This is a genomic window from Marinicella meishanensis (genome assembly GCF_019931145.1).
Taxonomy (GTDB): Bacteria; Pseudomonadota; Gammaproteobacteria; order Xanthomonadales; family Marinicellaceae; genus Marinicella; species Marinicella meishanensis.
The window spans coordinates 16,285-36,231 of sequence record NZ_JAIOUV010000004.1 but is presented as its reverse complement, the minus strand read 5'-3'; the positions used below and the strand labels follow the sequence as shown (position 1 = coordinate 36,231).

Below are 19,947 nucleotides of genomic sequence, written 5' to 3'. Positions count from 1 at the left end.
GGTGGCTTAAACCAGCGAAACGGAAATGGCGTTGACCAAGTCGGTCCCCACCGCGATGTGGCCAAATGGGGTTTTGACCACCGCGCCGTGCTTGTACAAGGCCAGCAACTCAATCACCATGCCCAGACCCAAACCCATCAAAGTCAATTTTTGTCCCAAACTGTCAGAACAGTTGTTGTGACACACTTGGTAGGTGTTGCCTGCGGTGGCTTGTGACAACTGCACTGCAGTGGGGTTGGGGTGGTTCATGATCAATCACTGAATGAAAATAATAATGGTTCTCATTATTGGGTAATTTGGGCCATTAATCAAGCACCGATCCACAATAAGTGACTTTTGTTTGACCCAAATCAAACCCCCTGCTCGGGGCATCACTGAAGCGCCGCCATGGGTGGCCAGTCCCGGCACTGCAAGTGCTTGGAAAAAAAACGTGAACTTGGGTGACAAAGCGTCGATTTGCATGGTTTAGTGCCCAGCAGTTTGTTAAAATCGAGCGTTTATTTTTGACTGGAATCATTGATGATTGGACACATTCAGGAATTGATCGAAAACGCCCTGGAGCATTTGCAGGCCAAAGGCGAATTTGAACTGGAACAAAACCCAACAATCAACATCGAACGCACCCGCAGCAAAGAACACGGTGATTACGCCTCCAATGTGGCCATGACCCTGGCCAAACCCTTGCGCGCCAAACCCCGCGACATCGCCGAAAAAATCATCGCCGAAATGGCCGATTCCACCCACGTCAGCAAAGTGGAGATTGCTGGCCCAGGCTTCATCAACTTTTACTTGACCGATGCCTGCCGCTTGTTGGTGCTGAAACGCATCCTCAAGTTGAAACATGAATTCGGTGCCAGCCAGATAGGCGAGGATGCCAAGATCACCGTTGAGTTTGTCTCGGCCAACCCCACCGGTCCTTTGCATGTGGGACATGGCCGGGGGGCTGCTTTTGGTTCCAGCTTGTCCAATGTGCTGAAAAAAGTGGGCTACCAGGTGCACGCCGAATACTACGTCAATGACCACGGCCGCCAAATGGACATCCTGGCCACCTCGGTGTGGTTGCGGTATCTGGAACTGTGTGGCGAACGCATTGTGTTTCCCGCCAATGGTTACAAAGGCGACTACATTTTTGACATTGCCCGCAAAGTGCGCCAGATCAAGGGTGACGAGTACCGCCACGAGCAGATGGAGGTGTTCGCCCAAGTCAGTCCCGATGAGCCTGATGGTGGGGACAAGGAACAGCACATCGATGACCTGGTGGTCAATGCCAAAGACATTTTGGGCGCCGGTTATGAAAAGATTTTTCGCATTGCGCTGAAATCGATCCTCAGTGGCATCGAAGATGACCTGGAAGAGTTCAATGTGTTTTACGACGAGTGGTTTTCTGAGAAGTCCTTGCACGATGGTGACACCATTGATCGGGCCTTGAAGATCCTCGAGGATGGCGGCCACCTATACAAAAAAGACGGCGCCCTGTGGTTCAATGCCACCCACTTTGGTGATGAAAAAGACCGGGTGGTGATGCGCGACAATGGACTGAAAACCTATTTTGCCTCGGACGTGGCCTATTTGTTGAACAAATTCGAACGCGGTTTCACCAAGTTGGTGTATGTGTTCGGGGCCGATCACCACGGCTACATCAAGCGGCTGGAGGCCGCCACCAAGGCTTTGGGCTTTGATCCCGCGGCCTTGGAAATTTTGTTGGTGCAGTTCGCCCACCTGTATAAACAGGGTGAAAAATTGCCAATGTCCACCCGTTCTGGGCAGTTTGTGACCTTGAGTGAGTTGGTTTCAGAAGTGGGTTGTGATGCCGCGCGGTTTTTCTATGTGATGCGCTCGCATGACCAGCATTTGGACTTCGACATGGATCTGGCCAAATCCCAATCCAATGAAAACCCGGTGTATTACATCCAATATGCCCATGCCCGAATTTGCAGCATCATGCGCAAATTGGAAGAACAAAACATGACCCACAATGTCGAAATTGGCCATGCGGCGGTGGAATTGTTGGTCGAAGAACAGGAGCAAGACTTGATCAAGGCCCTGTCGCAGTATCCAGAAGCGGTGGCCAAAGCGGCGACCAATTATTCGGTGCACACGGTGGCCAACTACCTGCGGGATCTGGCACAATTGTTCCACAGTTACTACAATGCCCACCAAGTGCGGATTGATAACGAAAATTTACGCAACGCGCGTCTAAACTTGTGTTTGGCCACGCGGTATGTGTTGGCCGATGGCCTGTCATTGTTGGGTTCATCCGCGCCACAAGAAATGCTGTCAGAAGACCAATAAATCATGACCAAGAAAAAAGCCGTGCGCAAGACCACCAAACGCAAGACCACCCGCAAAGCCGGGCAGAAACGACCGGTGCCCGGTTGGATCATCCTGCTCAGTGGGGTGCTGTCGGGCTTGTTGTTGGCCATTTTCATCTACATCAAAGGTTGGGTGCCCGAACCGATTCAGCCCAACCAGCCGGTGCCGGGGGTGGCCAAGGAAGTCGAACAGCCCATTGAAGACGTCAGCAAAGATTTGAGCAAGTCCAAACCGGATTATGATTTTTATTCGGTGTTGCCAGAAATGGAGGTGGTGATCCCGAAAGAAGAGCTGGAACAACAGGTGGCGCGTGACAGCAAAGAATACACCTACATATTACAGGTGGCTTCGTTCAAGAACCGGCCCGATGCCGAGGAATTGAAAGCCCGCATTGCCTTCACCGGTCAAATTGCCTTCATTCAATCGATCGATGTCAACGGCACCGAATGGCACCGGGTGCGGGTTGGACCGTTTGACTCCAGCCGCGAAGCGGACAAACAAAAACGACAACTGGAAGCAGGAGGGCACAAGGCTTTGGTGCTGAAAGAAACCAAATCATAACCACACAAGCAGACTGCCAGGCAGTCATGAGGTGAACACATGAACAGACAGAAACCGACGCTTTGGACTTGGGTGCTGGCCACCGCCATGTCCACCGCATTGACCACCGCCACCAACATGGCTTGGGCCCAAACCGCCACCTACCATCTGCCGCCGGTCGATCTGGTGGCCAACAAAGCCCAAGCACCGCTGGTCAAAGGTCCGGTGCAGTATGGCATCAACACCCTGATCGACGACATCAAAATCACCAACGGCATCGCCACCAATGGCCAGTGGACCGATTTGGGAGATGGCTTCAGTGAATGGACCATTCGCCTGCAAGCGGACCATGCCACCAGTTTGGATTTCGGTTTCAAGGACCTGTACTTACCGCCCACCGCGGAGCTGACGGTGGTCGGTCATCAGCACAAAATCATCAAAGGCCCCTACACCAGTGCCGTGCATCAACCGCATGGTCACTTCTGGCCGGGAACGGTGCCTGGCGACTCGGCATCCATCACCATCAAAGTCGACAATCGGTATAAAATGTACTTGAGTGCCAACCTGTTCAATGTGCCCCGCGGCTTTTACAAATTCTGGGAACAGCCGGTCAACGGCATCGGCAACAAAAGCTTGGAATGCAACATCGACGTCAATTGTGATGAAGGCAATCCATGGCGCACACAGATCAACTCAGTGGCCCGATACAGTTTTTTAGATCCAATACAAGGAATGAGCTTCTGTACAGGTCAACTGATCAACAACACTGCCGAGGATGCCACCCCGTATTTTTTGACCGGTAACCACTGTGGTTTTGAAAGGGCCAATAACCAAGCACAATTGGATGCCATCGCCGCTTCGATGAACATTTGGTGGAATTACCAATCGGCCACCTGCCGAACGCCTGGTTCTGCCTTGAGTGGCACCGTCATCTCGTTGGAAGGCTTCAACGACACCCAGTCGGGTGCGGCCCACGTAGCCAACGACGCCGCCAGTGATTTTGCTTTGGTGCGTCTGAACGAAATCCCCGATGCCGCTTATGGCACCCATTACACCGGCTGGGACCGCCGCGACATCGCCCCGGATTTTGCTTTTTCCGTCCACCATCCTTTAAGCCATGCCAAACGCATTGCCATTGAAAACAACCAGTTGTTCATCACCACGCCGCCCAATGGTGGTGTGACGGATTCGCACATCACCATTGATGAGTGGGACGAGGGGACCACCGAGATTGGGTCTTCGGGCAGTGGACTGTGGACCGACGAAGGCTTGCTGATTGGCACTTTACATTTTGGCACCGTGGCAGAAACTTGTGATGTGCCGGTGACCGACAGCTATGGGCGCCTGTTCTTTGCCTGGGATTTTGGCAGTGACGCCCAGTCCCGCTTGTCCGATTGGTTGGACCCGGACAACACCGGTGCAGAAACCCTGGCTGGATACGAAGGTTGTTTGGCGCCGTCGGTGGCCATCAGTCAAGTCAGTGGTGGTGAAGTGGGAGAGTTGATCAACTTCAGTTCACAGGTTTCCGGTGGCACCGGAGGTTATATCTACCAATGGGATTTGGGAGCGGATGGCATCATCGATGGCACCGGTACCGATTTTGAGGTGCGCTTCAACCAGGAGTTTGTGGGCGACATCAAACTTTTGGTGCGTGACTCATCGGGCTGTGGCCGCAGCACCAACCAGGCCTTGGTGGTGGCTGCCCCAGACATCCAGCTGCAAAACGTGGTCAACATCCGTGAAAATTTGGATCAGGTTTGTGGCAACAACAACAGCGTGATTGACCCGGGTGAACGGTGGTCGACCGTGCTGCTGGCGCAAAATGTGGGTGCCCGCAGTGCCACCGATGCCTACCTGGCCTTGGGCAAACAGCGCTTTGAAGATGAAGCCCTGCCCAGCGATGCCTATGGCAACACGGTGGATAATTGTGCCCGCACCTTCATAGACATCACCAGCACCGGCACCGTGTTGCAATGGGAGCCGGCCAATGATGATTTTCCGGCTGATGACGATGGTTCGACTTTGATCCAATTGACCCAAAGCTTTGATCACTACGGCCAAAGCATCAGCCAATTGCGGGCGTCCAGCAACGGTTATCTCAGCACCTCAATCAATGCCAATGGCGGTGATTGGGACAACGATTGTCCGTTACCGGATGCACCCAACCAGGATGATGAAGGTGCGCGGATTTATCCTTTGCATGATGACCTGAAAGATTCGGTGTTTTACCACCAGTACTTTGACAACTGCCCGCGCCCCGCGGACACCGGGGTGGATCAGCCGTGTGAGGTGTTTTTGTGGCAAGGCGCGGATTTGTTCAATTCCGCAATCGTTGAAGACATCGACGTGCAGGCCATTTTGTACCCCGAAACTTCCCAGTGGGTGTTTCAATATGCCGGCAACAACATCAATGGTGGAGGCGCCACAGTTGGTATCCAAAACACCACCGGATCGGACGGCATCAGTGCCGCCTGTGATGACGGCGCGGCGGTCAATGCCACGGTGGCTTATTGTGTATACAACCGCGATTTCCAACCGGCGCCCAGCGGCAGTGTTTTCATGGTCATCGAAAACCCGGTGATTGGATTGGGCAACATGCCGGTGACCCAAACCCAAAACCGCAGCTTGCATTTTGCGGTCACCGAAGACGCCCAATGCGGCAGCCAAATTGGCATTGATCTGCAGGCGGCGGTGTATGACGAAGGTTTCAATGCCGGGACCAGCAACATCTTCAGCCAAACCATTGGCAACAACGGCCAATGCAGCGTGGTCACCAGTTGTGGCGTGGGCAACAGCGACAGCGTGGCCAGCAACGACCTCAGACCACGGCGTGGCTTGTGGTGGAACCCGGATCGCGGCGGCAACGGCTTCGATTGGTACACCTTGGATCAAAGTTCGCTGGTCTACCTGTTCTACACTGGCGAAGCCGATGGCGAACCGGTGTGGTATTTGGCCAATGACGCCGATGCCAAACACAACCAATATTTCAATAACATCACCCGCTATCAAGTGCCCGGTGGCTTTGGCCAGGGCCAATTGACCTTCGACACCGTGGGTTGGTCCAACACCAGCTTTATTGATGCCACGAACGCCATTCAGGTGCGGGAAATCAATGGCCGCTTGAGTGCTGAAAAATTGGAATTTTTCCAGTACGGACCTGATGACACACCGAATTTACACACCGGTCTGTTTTTCACCCCCGATGAGGGTGGTTGGGGACAATCGGTCGGTACCTTGGGTGATGCCCGGGTGGTGATCAACTACCTGTACACCGATGCCGGTCAGCCGTATTGGACCATCGCCAGTGGCCCCAATGACAGCAGCCCCATGGACGCCTACTACTTCAACACCTTCTGTCCGAGTTGTCCGGCGGTGGGTGCCCCCGGCCGCATTGTCGGCGACATCAGCCTGAGCCTGAACGGCCAAGTGGACGGCACCCTCAACCAATACAACGTCACCGACGAGGGCGTCAATTGGAGCCGCAGCAACCTGCCGTTGATCAACTTGATTCCGCCTGAAGACGACTGATTCAAAGACCAGCGAGGTGGGCGACGCGCCCACCTGCCGCCGACTGAAGTCGGCGCTCCAGGGTGGTCCAGGGTGGGTTCCAAACCTTTGGAGCGTCGACTGCAGTCGACGACAAGGCGAGGCGGAGAGCCGAGTCTTCATTGGCTGGAACGTAACCAAACTTTGGAATTGAGTCACCCATCAAATTGTTCTGCTTGGCATTCAACCAACATCCACGCCGACTGAAGTCGGCGAACCAGGGCAGGTTCCAATCTTTAGGAGCGTCGACTGCATTCGACGACAAGGCGAGGTGGTGAGCCGAGTCTTCATTGGCTGGAACGTAACCAAACTTTGGAATTGAGTCACCCATCAAATTGTTCTGCTTGGCATTCAACCAACATCCACGCCGACTGAAGTCAGAGAACCAGGGCAGGTTCCAATCTTTAGGAGCGTCGACTACAGTCGACGACAAGACGAGGCGGAGAGCCGAGTCTTCAATGGCTGGTGCCGTTGCCGAATGCTGGATTTGGGCCAATCTGTCTTTTGCTCTGTGCCTGAAGAAACATCAAACGCCGAATTCGCTTAACGAGCGCTTCTGTTCGCAGTGAGGGCTTCGACGGGCTCAGCCACCTTAAATTTGAAATTCTTCAAGGCCACGGATCTTTCGCATGGCTCAGCCACTTTTTGAATCCAACGTTTCAAGCCCACTGAGCCTGTCGAAGTGCCCTTTAAATTCAGCGGGCTTCAAGTTGCTTTCTGATAAGGCTTCGAACCATCGGCTTGGATGCTGAAGCGTTTGTAGGTCCATTGGTATTGGCTGGGATTGATGGCGACCAGTTCCTCGATGGTTTGATTCAAAGCCGCCACCGAGGTTTCGGTGTCGGCATAGATGGCTGCTGGACCGGCTTTGAAATGCAAATCAAAGCCCTGGCCATCCGGCAGACGCTCAGCGACGGCAAAGACCACCGGCACCCGGGTTTTGCTCGCCACTTTGCTGAATAAGGTCATGGTGTGGGCGCTTTGGCCCATGAACGGGGCATACACTCCTTGGCCGCTTTTCGGTTGTTGGTCGGGCAAGATGGCCAGGATGTGCCGTTGTTTCAAAACGGCAAAAATCTGTCGCACCCCTTTGGCATCGGCGGTGATTTGGTTGGCCCCACCTGCCCCCCGGTGTTTGAGCAACAAGCGCTCGATTTTGGGGTCACCCGGTGGCTTGTACAGAAAAGAGAAGCCTGGATACCGCGACAACCACAGGTTCAACACCTCCCAATTGCCAAAATGCGGCGCGGCCAACAACAGCCCTTGGTCCTGGGCCAAGGCCTGTTCCAACACCCCCAACCCATGGATCTCGCCGATGATGGCATCGATGTTGTCGCTGTACTTATTCCAGATCAAGCCCAACTCCAGCATTGATTTGATGGTCTCGTCCAAACTGTCGCGGGCCAATTGGGTTCGGTCCTCGGGGCTCAGTTGGGGATAACACAAGCGCATGTTGGTGGTGGTGATGCGCCGTTGTTTCTCCGACCAGCGCCACACCATCCGGGCCAGAAACTCCGCCCAGCGGTGGGCGGTTTTGAGCGACAGCCAGCTGGACAGGCGGATGATGAACTGGAACAGGAATGCACGCATGGGGGTATTGTAATGGATCTGTCGGTGGAATCAGTCCTTTGGGTAAATCGCAGGCAAAAAAAACCGCCATCCTGATCGAACGGCGGTTAATTTCCGGGGACTCCAAACACAAAATCCCCTATCCCTTATTCCCGAGTTTGGTACTTCTTGTACCTGACCACCACTCCGTGTTGATGATCAAACTGAACCGGCTTCCCGGTTCTCCCTGACTGTGCTTCATTGGTTGGCAACCTGTTGGCTCAATGGGTTACCCGATCCTTGGGAGGTATTATGCGGGGCTTGAATGGGCCTTGTCTGTCCATGGATTCTGATGCGCTTGTAGGAAAAAATAGACAATCGCCCATTTGAGGTGGCAGGTGGCGTTGGCGAATGGCACAACGGCATGTTGGTAACAACCATCAACTTGGCGCGTCGACTGCAGTCGACGACAGGACGAGGCGGCGAGCCGGGTCTTCATTGGGCGGTATGATGCCGGGGATTTGAATCTGGTCACCGATTGAATCTGTTCTGCTGGGCATCAACCCAACTCATCGCCGACTGAAGTCGGCGCTCCAGGGAAGGTGGTTAATGTTGTCGAGCGTCGACTGCAGTCGACGACAGGACGAGGCGGCGAGCCGGGTTTTCATTGGGCGGTATGATGCCGAGCTTTTGAATCTGGTCACCGAATGGCACCATTCTGTTGGGCATCAACCAAAAACCTACGCCGACAGAAGTCGGCGGTCCGGGAAAGGGGGTCGGCGCAGCAGGTAAGTGAGTCAATATTTGGCGCGTCGACTGCAGTCGACGGCATGGCGAGGCGTCAAGCCGCTGCCTTCTGAAAACAAGGCCTTCAAGCCTCGGCTTGTTTGGTCTTGTTGTCTGACTTGCTGGCCGTCTTTTTGTTGTCGGCGGTTTGCGGTTTGCCTTTGTGTTTGAAATCGGTGGCGTACCAACCGGTGCCTTTCAATTGAAAGCCGGCAGCCGAGACTTTTTTCACCAGGTTGGGGGTGTCACAGCTGGGGCAGTCGGTCAACGGTGCATCCGACATTTTTTGCAGTTTTTCCAGTTCATGGCCGCAATCGCGGCAATGGTATTCATAAATGGGCATGTTGATGTCCTCTCTTTGCGGCCAACACACACGGGGCATGAACTGCCCCGTGCTCAGTTGCGCTCCTTAGTGGGGTTGCTGCGCAGAAAATTCAAGCGCTTGATCAACCAAATTCACCGCAATCACGCTGCCTGGTGGGAAATCACCGGCCAACAGTTTGGAAGCCAGTGGGTTTTCCAACTCATCCTGGATCGCCCGCTTCAAGGGTCTGGCGCCGTACACCGGATCAAAGCCGACATTACCCAGGAAGTCCAGGGCTTCATCGCTGATGCTCAGGTGCAAATCACGGCTGGCCAGGCGTTTGGTGACCTTGTTGATTTGGATCTTGGCGATCAAGCGGATGTGCTCTTGTTTCAAGGGGTGGAACACCACAATGTCATCAACCCGGTTGATGAATTCCGGGCGGAAATGACCACCGACCACACCCATCACCGCATCTTTGATGGCTTTGTAGGGTTCATTGATTTTTTCTTGAATCAAATCAGAACCCAGGTTCGAGGTCATGATGATCACGGTGTTTTTGAAATCCACCGTGCGGCCTTGACCGTCGGTCAAACGACCGTCGTCCAACACCTGCAACAACACATTGAACACGTCGGGGTGGGCTTTTTCCACCTCATCCAACAGAATCAATGAGTAAGGCTTGCGGCGCACCGCTTCGGTGAGGTAGCCACCTTCGTCATAGCCCACATAACCCGGAGGCGCCCCGATCAGGCGGGCCACCGAATGTTTTTCCATGAATTCAGACATGTCCAAACGGATGATGGAATCTTCGGTGTCGAACATGAATTCGGCCAAGGCTTTACACAGTTCGGTTTTGCCCACCCCGGTGGGTCCAAGGAACATGAATGAGCCGATTGGCCGGTTGGGATCGGCCAGACCTGAACGCGAGCGGCGGATGGCGTCGGCCACGGCGGTGACCGCTTCTTCCTGACCGATCAAGCGTTTATGGATGGCCGCTTCCATTTGCAATAATTTCTCTTTCTCGCCTTCCATCATTTTGTTCACCGGAATGCCGGTCCACATGGAGACGATTTCAGCAATCTCGGCTTCGGTTACCTTGTTGCGCAACAATTGAAACTGGCTCATGTCCACTTCGGTGGCCTGGTTGATTTGTTTCTCCAGTTCCGGTATTTTGCCGTACTGCAGTTCCGACATCTTGGCCAAATCACCGGCGCGCTGGGCCACTTCAAACGCGGCTTTGGCTGCTTCCAGCTCTTCTTTCAAATGGGTGGTGCCTTGCACCGCGGCTTTTTCGCTGTTCCAGATTTCTTCCAGATCAGAGTATTCCCGCTCTAAGGTGGCGATGTTTTCTTCCAGTTCGGCCTGGCGTTTTTTCGAAGCCTTGTCTTTTTCCCGCAACAGCGATTCACGCTCCATTTTTAATTGGATCAATTTGCGGTCCAACTTGTCCAGCTTGTCGGGTTTGGAATCGATTTCCATGCGGATGCGACTGGCCGCTTCGTCCATCAAGTCGATGGCTTTGTCTGGCAAGTTGCGGTCGGTGATGTAGCGGTGCGACAAAGTGGCGGCCGCAATGATCGCCGGATCGGTGATTTCCACCGCGTGGTGCACCTCGTAGCGTTCATTCAAACCGCGCAAGATGGCAATGGTGTCCTCCACTGACGGTTCTTCGACCAAGACTTTTTGAAACCGACGCTCCAAGGCCTTGTCTTTTTCGATGTGCTGGCGGTATTCATCCAAGGTGGTGGCGCCGATGCAGTGCAACTCGCCGCGGGCCAGGGCCGGTTTCAGCATGTTACCCGCATCCATCGCGCCTTCGGCGGCACCGGCGCCGACCATGGTGTGCAATTCATCGATGAACAGGATCACTTGGCCTTCTTGTTTGCTCAAGTCATTGAGCACCGACTTCAGGCGCTCTTCGAATTCACCGCGGTATTTGGCCCCGGCGATCAAAGCACCCAGGTCCAAGGACAACAGTTTTTTGCCTTTCACCCCTTCGGGGACTTCGTTGTTGACGATGCGTTGGGCCAAACCTTCAACAATCGCGGTTTTACCCACGCCCGGTTCACCGATGATCACCGGGTTGTTTTTGGTGCGGCGTTGCAGGATCTGAATGGTGCGGCGGATTTCGGCGTCGCGACCGATGATCGGATCCATTTTCGATTGTGCCGCGCGGGCGGTCAAGTCGACGGTGTATTTTTCCAGGGCCTGGCGGTTTTCTTCGGCGCCCGGGTCATTGACGTTGCCGTCGCCGCGCACCTCATCGATGGTCTGTTCCAATGAATCGCGTTGGGCCCCGGCCTTTTTCAACAATTGGGCCGTGGTGTCACTGGAATCCAACAAAGCCAAGGCAAACAGTTCGCTGGCGATGTATTGGTCATTGCGTTTTTGCGCCAGCTTATCAGCCAGGTTCAACACTTTGATCAGGTTGTTGGACAGGTTCACTTGGCCGGTGTTGTTGGCGATCACCGGCATCATTTCAATGGTTTCATGCACGCTTTGGCGCAACAGATTGACGTTGACCCCAGATTTCATCAACACGTGTTTGATGGAAGAATGCTCCTGATCCAACAAGGCCGCCAGGACGTGGGCCGATTCAATCATGTTGTGGTCTTTGCCGACCGCAATCGATTGGGCTTCGTTGATGGCTTGTTGGAAATTGGTGGTTAATTTATTAAAGTTCATGATTTCCAATTAAATATGTCATTGGCAGCATAATGGGGGTGGGCGCTGGGTTTTTCAAATAGACCCCACTACCACCTGTGCATTGTTTGACTTGGGTCAAACAGCGCTATGATGCATCCATGATCAAGGAGCAAGACCAAGCATGAAAATTCTGATGATGTGGCTGATGTGGGTTTGGTGTGCGACCGGTTTGGCTGAAACTGAAAAACAATCAGGTGGTGACCCAGAATTAAAACAGCGTGATGAAGTGCCACCAGATTACACGGTGTTTGTTGGTAAGTTGCAAAAGCAGACCTATGTTGATGGTGTCATGCCAACAGAATGCTTTGAAAAAGTGTGCATGAGCAGCTTTTACCTATATCACATCAAAGTTGAGGACGTGGTGGTTGGCGAACCGTTGAAACGAAGAACCCAAGTGGCCAGATTTCAGCATGCCAAGTATCTATTCAGGAGCAGTCAATCGGCATTGTTTGTCATTGCACCAGTTAAAAACCCAAGCTGGGAGCGATTTTTAGGCACGCCTTATGAGTTGGTGGATTTTTCTCAATTGTCAGCTGAACATTGCTTGGAATATCCCACCAATAAATACATGAGTTACCTTGATGAGAAAGAGCATTGTGTGGGTACCTCATTGTTAAAGGCCAAAGGCAACCTCATTGCTGAAAGATTGAGATTTCAATTGTTTAATGAGGTCATCGATCGGGTTGAAAGGCAGTTAAATCAACAAGAACTTTTACAATCTTTTGATGATTCCTATTACAGTGATGGTAGAAAAGCATTGGATACCGAGGACCAAGAAGAAGCTTGTTATGATGTGGATTTCGATAAACACGATAAAAACCCCGATTGTGACTTTTCAAAACATTATATCTTGCTGAGTTATGGAGTCTCCAAAGGGCTTGCTGATCAAGCCAAAACGCTGTTTCAACAGGAACTGAAAGCCTCCCGCTTGAACCTGAAACCTTTTGACATCCGCTACCGGGTGATTGAGCACGCTGATCACAGTGAATTCCAGGTGCATTATAAGTACTGATATTTTATGCAATGGACGGTTCTCCCAAGTTACAGAAACCAAATGAAAATGGGTCCCCGGATCAAGTCCGAGGACGACGGCAAACAGCAAATATGCTCACTTCAAGAGAGTTCCTCGAAAACGCTTTTCAATGCGGATTAATTGACTCAAATCAACACCGCTGTTGGCAATTGAAGAAGTTTTTGATCGATTGGAAGTAGGCGGGGTTCAAGTCCAGGTCGTTGTGACCGGCAGGGATTTCAATGGTGCTCAAGCGATGGTCGGGAATTGATTGGATCAGGTTTTGGGTGCGGGCCGGTGGGATCACCCGGTCTTGGGTGGCGGCAATGACCAGGGTGTCGGCTTGGACTTGTTGGATGTGAGTCAAAGAATCATAATGGTCTTTGAGCAGCCAATCCATGGGGTAAATGGGCAGCATGGCCTGGGCCACGTTGCGGATGCTGTCAAATGGGGTGACCAACACCAGCTGGTCGACTGGGCGTTGGCTGGCGAGGTAAGTGGCCACGCCTGAACCCAAAGAACGCCCGATCACTTTGATGCATGGGTGTTTTTGTTTAACCGCATCGTACAACGCCAGCGCATCGGCAAACAAGGCCGGCTCACTGGGCGACCCTGCCGTCCCGGCATAGCCGCGGTATTGCATTAAATAAGTACTGTGTTGGGGAAATTCTTGAAAAAAGTCACCGGCCGTGTAGGCCACATTCTCCGCATTGCCACCAAAATACAAGATCGCTTGTTGGGCCCGGTCATGGGTGACCAGGGCTTGGATGGGGTGGCCCTGATTGATTTCCAGGGCAGTGAAATTGTGAGCCGTGGCGGCGGTGGGCAGATAAATCATGTGCCGTTGGAACAGGTACAACAACAAGCCCAGTAAAAGGTAAATGATCAAGATCGATTTAAGTAGGCCGATGAGATTCATGGTTGTTGTTGACCGCCGTGATCCGGCATGGTTTGCGGTTTTATTATGATAACAGTTGGTAGCCGGTTTTGGAAACGGTACCGATCTGGGTGTTGTGGCGTCCGTCCAACTGGCATTTTTTTCGCAATTCTGCGATGTGGGTGTCCACCGTGCGGCTGTTGATCGCGGCTTGGTGACCCCACACCTGTTGCATCAACTCTTGGCGGGAGATGGCGCGAGTGGGGTGGTGCAGCAGGTACAGCAGCAGTTGGTATTCTTTGGGCGGCAAGGTCACCGGTTCATTCAACACCAACACCTGCTGTTGGGTGGTGTTGATGGTGAGGTGGCCCACAGTCAAGCTGGGTGTCGGGGCTGACTTGGGTTCGCTGGCGGTGCCGCGGCGCAGCAGGGCTTCAACCCGCGCCAACAATTCCATCAAGCCAAACGGCTTGGTCAGGTAATCATCGGCCCCGGAACGCAGGGCCCGCACCTTGTCCATTTCGGTGGACCGGGCGGTCAAACACAGGGTGGGAATTTGGTACCCCGCTTGGTGCAGTTGTTTGATCAAAGTGAAACCATCAACGTGCGGCAACATCATGTCCAGGATCAACAGATCCGGCTGTTCATCGTCGATGTGTTGCAGCGCCTGGGCCCCGTCATGGCAGCAAGTCACGTGGTAGCCCTCCAGGCGCAAGTTGGCAGCCAAGCCCAGGGCCAACTCGCGGTTGTCTTCGATCACGGTGACGGTGGTCATGAGACTTCTTTATCCTCCTGCCTTGGGGGCTTATTCGGCAACTGCATGATCACCGTCAGACCGGTTGCCGGGTGCGCAAATGACAGTTGCCCGCCCAAGCGTTTCAACAGTTGTTGGGCAATGCCCAAGCCCAAACCATTGCCATTGATGCCGCGCCGTTCATCGCGGTCCAAGCGTTGGTGATTTTGCAAGACCAATTTAACTTGTTGGGGCGGAATGCCAGGCCCTTGATCGGTTAATTTCAGGGTGGTCAGCAGCTCGGTCTGAGCGGCTTCCAGCCGCAAGGTTTGGGCTGGCGGGCCAAATTTCACTGCATTGTCCAACAGGTTCAACAACACCTGTTTGAGCTGGTCAGGGTCGCTGATCAAAACCAAGTCGGTGGGGATGTCCAGCTCGGTTAGGATCGCCCGGTCTTGCCACAAGATGCGTTGTAGTTCGAGCAGCTGTTGGATGAATGCCGCCAAATGAATGGTCTGAACTTGTGGCTTGGTGGTGCCCCGGTGGAGTTGATTCAGTTGCAAAATGTTGTCCACCAATTGACCCAGACGAATGCTTTCCTGGTTGATCACCTGCAAGGCGTGTTGCTGTTGTTCTGGCGCCGGTAAACGCGCCAGCAGCAAGGATTCGGTGTACAGGCGTATTTGAGTCAGGGGCGTTTTTAATTCATGTGAGGCGCGGGCAATGAACAACACTTTCTCGGTGTTCAATTGCACCGCACTGCGGTACAACCAATACATCCACACCATGGCCCCCACTGCCACCATGATCAGGATCAGCAAAGGAGTCAGCTCGGTTTGCGGCAACCCATCATCCAGTAGCTGCTCGGCCAATGGTTCGGTGATCGCGGTGTGGGTGGTGTATTCGGCGAACAGACCACCGTAGTCGTCGCCGATCACTGTGGTGGCAGCGGCTGCTGCCTGGTCAGTGCCAGCTGATTGCCACAAGGTGCTGCCACTCGGGTGTCGCAAGGCTAACTGCAACCCCGGCAGTGCTTGGTTGTTGGACAACACCGCAGGCAGTAAAGGACGCTGTTCGACCAGGAAGTGCAAGGCTTCGGTGACGAAGTCTGGGCTGAATTGAACCAGTGCGATGTGGCGATCATTGGCTTTGATCCAGGCACAAAAAGACAACTGGGGTTGGCTGAGGTGATGCGCACCAAAGCCTGATTCCAGGTTGAGCTGATCCCAAGCTGGGGCACATTTCATGGCACCCAATGATGGGTGGCTTATTGGTGTGGTGGTGTCCAGCTGTTGGTCATGAATCGCGATGGCTTGGATGCCAGAGCGCACCCGCCAGCGGGCCTCGGTCATGGCATCCTGGGGTTGATCGAGGTATTGGGCGATGAGTTCACTGGGTTCATTGGGGGTGACCCACTGTTGACTCAAGTCATACATGGCCAGGTAGCCCAGCTGGCCTTTGATGCTGCGATTGAATTGTTCCCCAGCCATGGCGGCATAGTCGGTCAACACCTGCTGCACAGTTTGTTGTTGGGTTTGCCAACTTTGTTGCAGACGCCAGATCAAAGTGATCAGCACCCAGGCGATCAACACCATCATGCCAATCAGGAGGTGTTGCTGCCAGGATTTTGTGGAAGTCGTGCTGATCACTGATGGGGATTGGTTGGTGTCATAGACATGCGTGATATAGGGGTCATTTCATTGTAACGACAGGTGGATGTCTGTGCAAAAGCTTGGGACCTGAAAAACAGAATTCTGACCATTTCCTGACAAAAACCCAACCAAAAATCAGCAGCCGTTGGCTACCATCAAAGACACTCAATTGAAGGAACTGCCATGAAATACCTGATGATCTTGTTGTTGACTTGCCCATGGGTGGTTGGCGCAGACATTTTTGATGATCCCAAAAACCTGAAAGTGCTGTCAGAAGACATCAGCCCGGTTGATTTGCGCCGTACCATGCGCATGATGGCCAAAGGTTTGGGTGTTCGATGCCAACATTGCCATGTGGGAGAGGAAGGTCAGTCCTTGCGGGAGTTTGACTTTGCCAGTGACGACAAAAACAACAAAGAAAAAGCGCGTTTTATGTTGAAAATGATGATGGACCTCAACCAGCACATGGTCACAGGTATCAAAGACCGCGAAGTTGAAATTCAATGCATCACCTGCCATCGAGGCAGTGTCAAACCATGGCAAACGGTGGATGTCCTCAAACAAAAATTAATCCAAGAGGGGGTGGCAGCGGCGTTGTCCCATCACGATGAGCTGAAAGCCGAATATTATGGTTCACACACCCATGATTTCACCCCGCAGATGCTCAATGACTTGGCCGCCATGGTGAGCCGAGATCACCCACAAGCGGTGATCCCCATATTACAGAAAAACCTGACCATGCACCCCAAACACCTGATCAGTTTGGTCAACTTGGGTGATGCCTATGTGTTGAACAAAGAACCGAAAAAAGCCCTGAAATATTACAAGAAAGCCAGCAAGGTGGATGACCAACCTTGGCTTGAGCAAAAAATAAAGGCGGTCAAAGAACAGTTGTGACTCTGGTGTTGGTTTTGGGTCTGGGTTGCACTGTCGGGCATCAACCAGGCCACTGTTCCGGCCTGGTTGATTGACCCAATGCGATCACACCAACTGCAAATCCTTCATCGGTAAGCGGCGATGGCGTTGCCCATTGGCGGCAAAGATGGCATTGCAGATGGCCGGTGCCACCGGTGGCAATCCGGGTTCGCCGACCCCTGTTGGTATGGCGTCGCTGTCCACCAAATGGACGTGAACGTCGGGGATTTGATTGATCCGGCTCATTTGATAATCATCAAAATTGCCTTGCTCAATGACGCCATTCTTGGCCGTGATTTCTCCGTAAAAAGCCAATGATGCACCAAATATCAGTGAGCCCTCCATTTGTGAAATGACCCGGTCTGGATTGAGGATTTGTCCGGCATCCACGGCCATGTGCACGTCTTCCAGTTTGACCCGGTTGCCTTGGGTGGAGACTTTGACCACCACCGCGATGTAGGTCAAAAACGAACGCCAGGCGGCGATGCCCATGCCGGTGCCATCAGGCAGCTCCTGCCCCCATTTGGCTTTGGCTGCCGCCAGCTCAATGACGTGTTTGAGGCGGCTGGTTTCAGCCGGGTATTGTGCGGCTGGCTCACCGTAATTGCTGTATTTGAAGCCATCGGCTTCGAAATCTTCGGTGCGGTCCGAGCCAATCAGTTGCAGCAGAAAATCCTTCGGATCCTGGCCCGCCGCATGCGCCAGTTCATCCACGAAGGAGGAGGCGGCGAACACGTTGTTGATGTTGGTCACCGAGCGCACCCAGCCGATGCGCATGAAGGTGTCGGTTTCGCCCAAGGCGATTTTGATGTTGGGCACCTCAAACATCATATCACCCTGACCCAAATCGGTGCTGCCAGCGGTCCTGGCCGAGGGATCAAAGGTGGCGCTGATGGGGTGGTTGACCATGGCATGATACCAACTGGTCACCCGATTTTTGGCATCCAAGGTAGCGGCCAATTTTTGGTAGCTGGGTGAATGGTAATAACCGTGTTTGATTTCATCTTCTCGGGTCCACAACACTTTAACCGGCAGCTTGGTTTCATTGGCCAGAAAAGCCGCTTCGGCGACAAAGTCGGGTTTGGATTTGCGGCCAAAGCCGCCGCCCAACAAGGTGACATTGATCTCGACATTGGCGGCGTTCTCTTGCGGTATTTGCAATGTGCCCATGACGTTGCGCTGGGATGCCTGTGGGGTTTGGGTACAGGCCCAAACTTCAACCCGATCACCGTTGATTCGCGCGGTGGCGGCTGGTGGCTCCATGGTGGCGTGGGCCAAGCCAGCAACGTGGTAGTCGGCGGTGATGGTTTTGGCCGCTGCGCTTTGCGCCTGTGCCATGTCACCGCGGGAGCGCACCACTTCTTGGGGATCTTCCAGGGCTTTTATGAACACCGCTTCGTGGTCTTGGGTGCTGTAACTGGCATTGGCGCCGTGGTCCCATTCAATTTTCAGTTTGTCCCGGCCTTGGATCGCGGCCCAGGTGTTCTCAGCGATCACCGCCACCCCGCCCAACATTTTGAACATGGCTGGCGGGGTCAAGGCGGGCAGCTGCACCACTTTGATCACCCCAGGGACTTTCATGGTTTCGGTCGAGTCCACTGACTTGACGGTGCCGAAGACCACCGGAGGTCGGGCAATCACTGCATATTTCATGCCGTCCAATTCAACGTCATAACCATAAACAGCGCTGCCAGTGATGATTTCGTGGCCATCAATATTGGCCATGTTGGGTTGGGCCACATAGCGGTACTGATCGGCCGTTTTCAGGGTCAAAGCATCGCGAGCCGGCACTTCCAGGGTGCTGGCGATTTTCACCAGTTCCTTGAAATCCAGGCGTTGGTCTTGGTGGATGGCTTGGTGATTTTCAATGCGCACTTGGTCCACGGGCACCGACCACACTTTGGCCGCGGCTTGTTGCAATAGGGTGCGCATGATGGCGCCGGCTTCTTTGAGTTTTTGATAGTTCTTGCGCACACTGCGTGAGCCATCGGTGTTTTGTGAGCCATATTTGGCATCGCCCAGTGCTTGTTTCACGGTCACGCGGTTCCAATCGGCTTCCAACTCGTCGGCCACCAACAGTGGTAAGGTGCTGCGGATGCCTTGGCCCATTTCGCTGCGGTGCGAGATGATGGTCACTTGGCCGGTCTCATCCATTGACACAAACACATCGGGTTGGAAGCTGTTTGGGGTAGTTGTTTTAGCCATGAGGGGCGAAAACTGCACCCCCAACATCAAGGTGCCGGAAGCCAAGCCGGTGCTTTGCAGGAATTTTCGGCGAGAAATTTTCTGGATCATGACTGCGCTCCTGCTTTGTTGGCTTTGGCCGCCTGTTTGATGGCCGCACGGATTCGGGGGTAGGTGCCGCAGCGGCAGATGTTACCAGCCATGGCGCCGTTGATGTCGGCATCACTGGGGTTGGGGTTGTTGGCCAGCAAGGCCGCGGCCGACATGATTTGACCGGTTTGGCAATAGCCACATTGGGCCACTTTCAAGTCTTGCCAAGCTTGTTGCACCGGGTGATCGCCTTGCTCTGCCAAGCCTTCAATGGTGGTGATGCTTTTGCCTTGGGCATAGGACATTGGGGTGATGCAAGAGCGCATGGCTTGGCCATCGATGTGCACGGTACAAGCGCCACATATGCCTTTGCCACAGCCATATTTGCTGCCGGTGAGTTTCGCCACATCGCGCAATGCCCACAGTAATGGCATGTCTTCACTGACGTCGAGCTTGGTCAGCTGGCCATTGATTTTCAATTCAATCATATCAGTACCCCTGTTGTTCGGTTGATTTATGCGTCAATCAGTATACCACTTGAACAGATGCCCTCACCATGCCAAAAGGCAGTGATTTGAATCGACTCAGGTGTGATCCTTTGGCTGCATTGGCCGAACGGGGCAGCGACTTGCCAGGGCCGGTCTGGTGGTACGGGTTGTTGGCCAGAATTTTCAACAGGCTGTCCTGTTTGTGAGAAAAATGAACACCAGACCTGTTTACAATGGGCGCAGCGGTTAA

At 53.5% G+C, this 19,947-nt stretch carries 14 protein-coding genes; 5 read left to right on the top strand and 9 right to left on the bottom strand.

Going from position 1 to position 19,947, the window contains the following annotated elements:
- Window positions 1-6 precede the first annotated feature (6 nt).
- Window positions 7-249, bottom strand: coding sequence for a ferrous iron transport protein A (locus K7G70_RS07300; RefSeq protein WP_223787960.1), 243 nt, complete (start codon window positions 247-249; stop codon window positions 7-9).
- A 270-nt stretch (window positions 250-519) separates the two neighbouring features.
- Here K7G70_RS07300 and argS point away from each other — a divergent pair, with 270 nt between their 5' ends.
- Genes argS through K7G70_RS07285 form a run of 3 tightly spaced genes read left to right on the top strand, consistent with a single transcriptional unit; the run spans window position 520 to window position 6,381 of the window.
- Window positions 520-2,292 carry an arginine--tRNA ligase gene (gene argS, locus K7G70_RS07295; RefSeq protein ID WP_223787959.1) on the top strand — a complete coding sequence of 591 codons (1,773 nt, stop codon included), beginning with the start codon at window positions 520-522 and terminating at the stop codon, window positions 2,290-2,292.
- A 3-nt stretch (window positions 2,293-2,295) separates the two neighbouring features.
- On the top strand, window positions 2,296-2,874 hold the full coding sequence (locus K7G70_RS07290) for an SPOR domain-containing protein (protein ID WP_223787958.1): 579 nt from the start codon (window positions 2,296-2,298) through the stop codon (window positions 2,872-2,874).
- Window positions 2,875-2,913: 39 nt separating this feature from the next.
- Complete coding sequence (locus tag K7G70_RS07285) at window positions 2,914-6,381, top strand: PKD domain-containing protein (protein WP_223787957.1); 3,468 nt, start codon at window positions 2,914-2,916, stop codon at window positions 6,379-6,381.
- 723 nt (window positions 6,382-7,104) lie between these two features.
- Here K7G70_RS07285 and K7G70_RS07280 read toward each other — a convergent pair.
- The 3 genes from K7G70_RS07280 to clpB form a co-directional block, all read right to left on the bottom strand.
- Window positions 7,105-8,007 carry a lysophospholipid acyltransferase family protein gene (locus K7G70_RS07280; protein ID WP_223788380.1) on the bottom strand — a complete coding sequence of 301 codons (903 nt, stop codon included), beginning with the start codon at window positions 8,005-8,007 and terminating at the stop codon, window positions 7,105-7,107.
- An 811-nt stretch (window positions 8,008-8,818) separates the two neighbouring features.
- Window positions 8,819-9,115 (bottom strand): FmdB family zinc ribbon protein, encoded by a 297-nt coding sequence (locus K7G70_RS07275; protein ID WP_431310019.1) that lies wholly within the window; start codon window positions 9,113-9,115, stop codon window positions 8,819-8,821.
- A 27-nt stretch (window positions 9,116-9,142) separates the two neighbouring features.
- Window positions 9,143-11,725 carry an ATP-dependent chaperone ClpB gene (clpB, locus tag K7G70_RS07270; RefSeq protein WP_223787956.1) on the bottom strand — a complete coding sequence of 861 codons (2,583 nt, stop codon included), beginning with the start codon at window positions 11,723-11,725 and terminating at the stop codon, window positions 9,143-9,145.
- A 142-nt stretch (window positions 11,726-11,867) separates the two neighbouring features.
- On the opposite strand from clpB, the gene K7G70_RS07265 reads away from it, so the two are divergent.
- Window positions 11,868-12,758, top strand: coding sequence for a hypothetical protein (locus tag K7G70_RS07265; protein ID WP_223787955.1), 891 nt, complete (start codon window positions 11,868-11,870; stop codon window positions 12,756-12,758).
- A 151-nt stretch (window positions 12,759-12,909) separates the two neighbouring features.
- Here K7G70_RS07265 and K7G70_RS07260 read toward each other — a convergent pair whose 3' ends face one another.
- Genes K7G70_RS07260 through K7G70_RS07250 form a run of 3 tightly spaced genes read right to left on the bottom strand, consistent with a single transcriptional unit; the run spans window position 12,910 to window position 15,966 of the window.
- Window positions 12,910-13,677 carry an alpha/beta hydrolase gene (locus K7G70_RS07260; RefSeq protein WP_223787954.1) on the bottom strand — a complete coding sequence of 256 codons (768 nt, stop codon included), beginning with the start codon at window positions 13,675-13,677 and terminating at the stop codon, window positions 12,910-12,912.
- Between the two features lie 43 nt (window positions 13,678-13,720).
- Window positions 13,721-14,410: a response regulator transcription factor gene (locus tag K7G70_RS07255; RefSeq protein WP_223787953.1), complete on the bottom strand. Its 690-nt coding sequence runs from the start codon at window positions 14,408-14,410 to the stop codon at window positions 13,721-13,723.
- The gene (locus tag K7G70_RS07250) at window positions 14,407-15,966 is read right to left on the bottom strand and encodes a sensor histidine kinase (RefSeq protein ID WP_223787952.1); all 1,560 of its coding nucleotides are present in this window, start codon (window positions 15,964-15,966) and stop codon (window positions 14,407-14,409) included. The genes K7G70_RS07255 and K7G70_RS07250 overlap by 4 nt, the downstream gene beginning before the upstream one ends.
- 237 nt (window positions 15,967-16,203) lie before the next feature.
- Here K7G70_RS07250 and K7G70_RS07245 point away from each other — a divergent pair, with 237 nt between their 5' ends.
- Window positions 16,204-16,917, top strand: a complete 714-nt coding sequence (locus K7G70_RS07245; RefSeq protein ID WP_223787951.1) for a c-type cytochrome — start codon at window positions 16,204-16,206, stop codon at window positions 16,915-16,917.
- An 84-nt stretch (window positions 16,918-17,001) separates the two neighbouring features.
- On the opposite strand, the gene K7G70_RS07240 is transcribed toward K7G70_RS07245, so the two are convergent.
- On the bottom strand, window positions 17,002-19,230 hold the full coding sequence (locus K7G70_RS07240) for a xanthine dehydrogenase family protein molybdopterin-binding subunit (RefSeq protein ID WP_223787950.1): 2,229 nt from the start codon (window positions 19,228-19,230) through the stop codon (window positions 17,002-17,004).
- Window positions 19,227-19,697: a (2Fe-2S)-binding protein gene (locus tag K7G70_RS07235; protein WP_223787949.1), complete on the bottom strand. Its 471-nt coding sequence runs from the start codon at window positions 19,695-19,697 to the stop codon at window positions 19,227-19,229. The genes K7G70_RS07240 and K7G70_RS07235 overlap by 4 nt, the downstream gene beginning before the upstream one ends.
- Window positions 19,698-19,947: the final 250 nt, after the last annotated feature.

Excerpts from the sequence above, each read along its gene's own strand:
- K7G70_RS07285 (WP_223787957.1), top strand. The coding sequence starts at position 2,914 with ATGAACAGACAGAAACCGACGCTTTGGACTTGGGTGCTGGCCACCGCC.
- clpB (WP_223787956.1), bottom strand. The coding sequence starts at position 11,725 with ATGAACTTTAATAAATTAACCACCAATTTCCAACAAGCCATCAACGAA.
- K7G70_RS07240 (WP_223787950.1), bottom strand. The coding sequence starts at position 19,230 with ATGATCCAGAAAATTTCTCGCCGAAAATTCCTGCAAAGCACCGGCTTG.
- K7G70_RS07275 (WP_431310019.1), bottom strand. The coding sequence starts at position 9,115 with ATGCCCCGTGTGTGTTGGCCGCAAAGAGAGGACATCAACATGCCCATT.
- K7G70_RS07255 (WP_223787953.1), bottom strand. The coding sequence starts at position 14,410 with ATGACCACCGTCACCGTGATCGAAGACAACCGCGAGTTGGCCCTGGGC.
- K7G70_RS07260 (WP_223787954.1), bottom strand. The coding sequence starts at position 13,677 with ATGAATCTCATCGGCCTACTTAAATCGATCTTGATCATTTACCTTTTA.
- argS (WP_223787959.1), top strand. The coding sequence starts at position 520 with ATGATTGGACACATTCAGGAATTGATCGAAAACGCCCTGGAGCATTTG.
- K7G70_RS07290 (WP_223787958.1), top strand. The coding sequence starts at position 2,296 with ATGACCAAGAAAAAAGCCGTGCGCAAGACCACCAAACGCAAGACCACC.
- K7G70_RS07245 (WP_223787951.1), top strand. The coding sequence starts at position 16,204 with ATGAAATACCTGATGATCTTGTTGTTGACTTGCCCATGGGTGGTTGGC.
- K7G70_RS07300 (WP_223787960.1), bottom strand. The coding sequence starts at position 249 with ATGAACCACCCCAACCCCACTGCAGTGCAGTTGTCACAAGCCACCGCA.
- K7G70_RS07250 (WP_223787952.1), bottom strand. The coding sequence starts at position 15,966 with ATGATGGTGTTGATCGCCTGGGTGCTGATCACTTTGATCTGGCGTCTG.
- K7G70_RS07265 (WP_223787955.1), top strand. The coding sequence starts at position 11,868 with ATGAAAATTCTGATGATGTGGCTGATGTGGGTTTGGTGTGCGACCGGT.
- K7G70_RS07235 (WP_223787949.1), bottom strand. The coding sequence starts at position 19,697 with ATGATTGAATTGAAAATCAATGGCCAGCTGACCAAGCTCGACGTCAGT.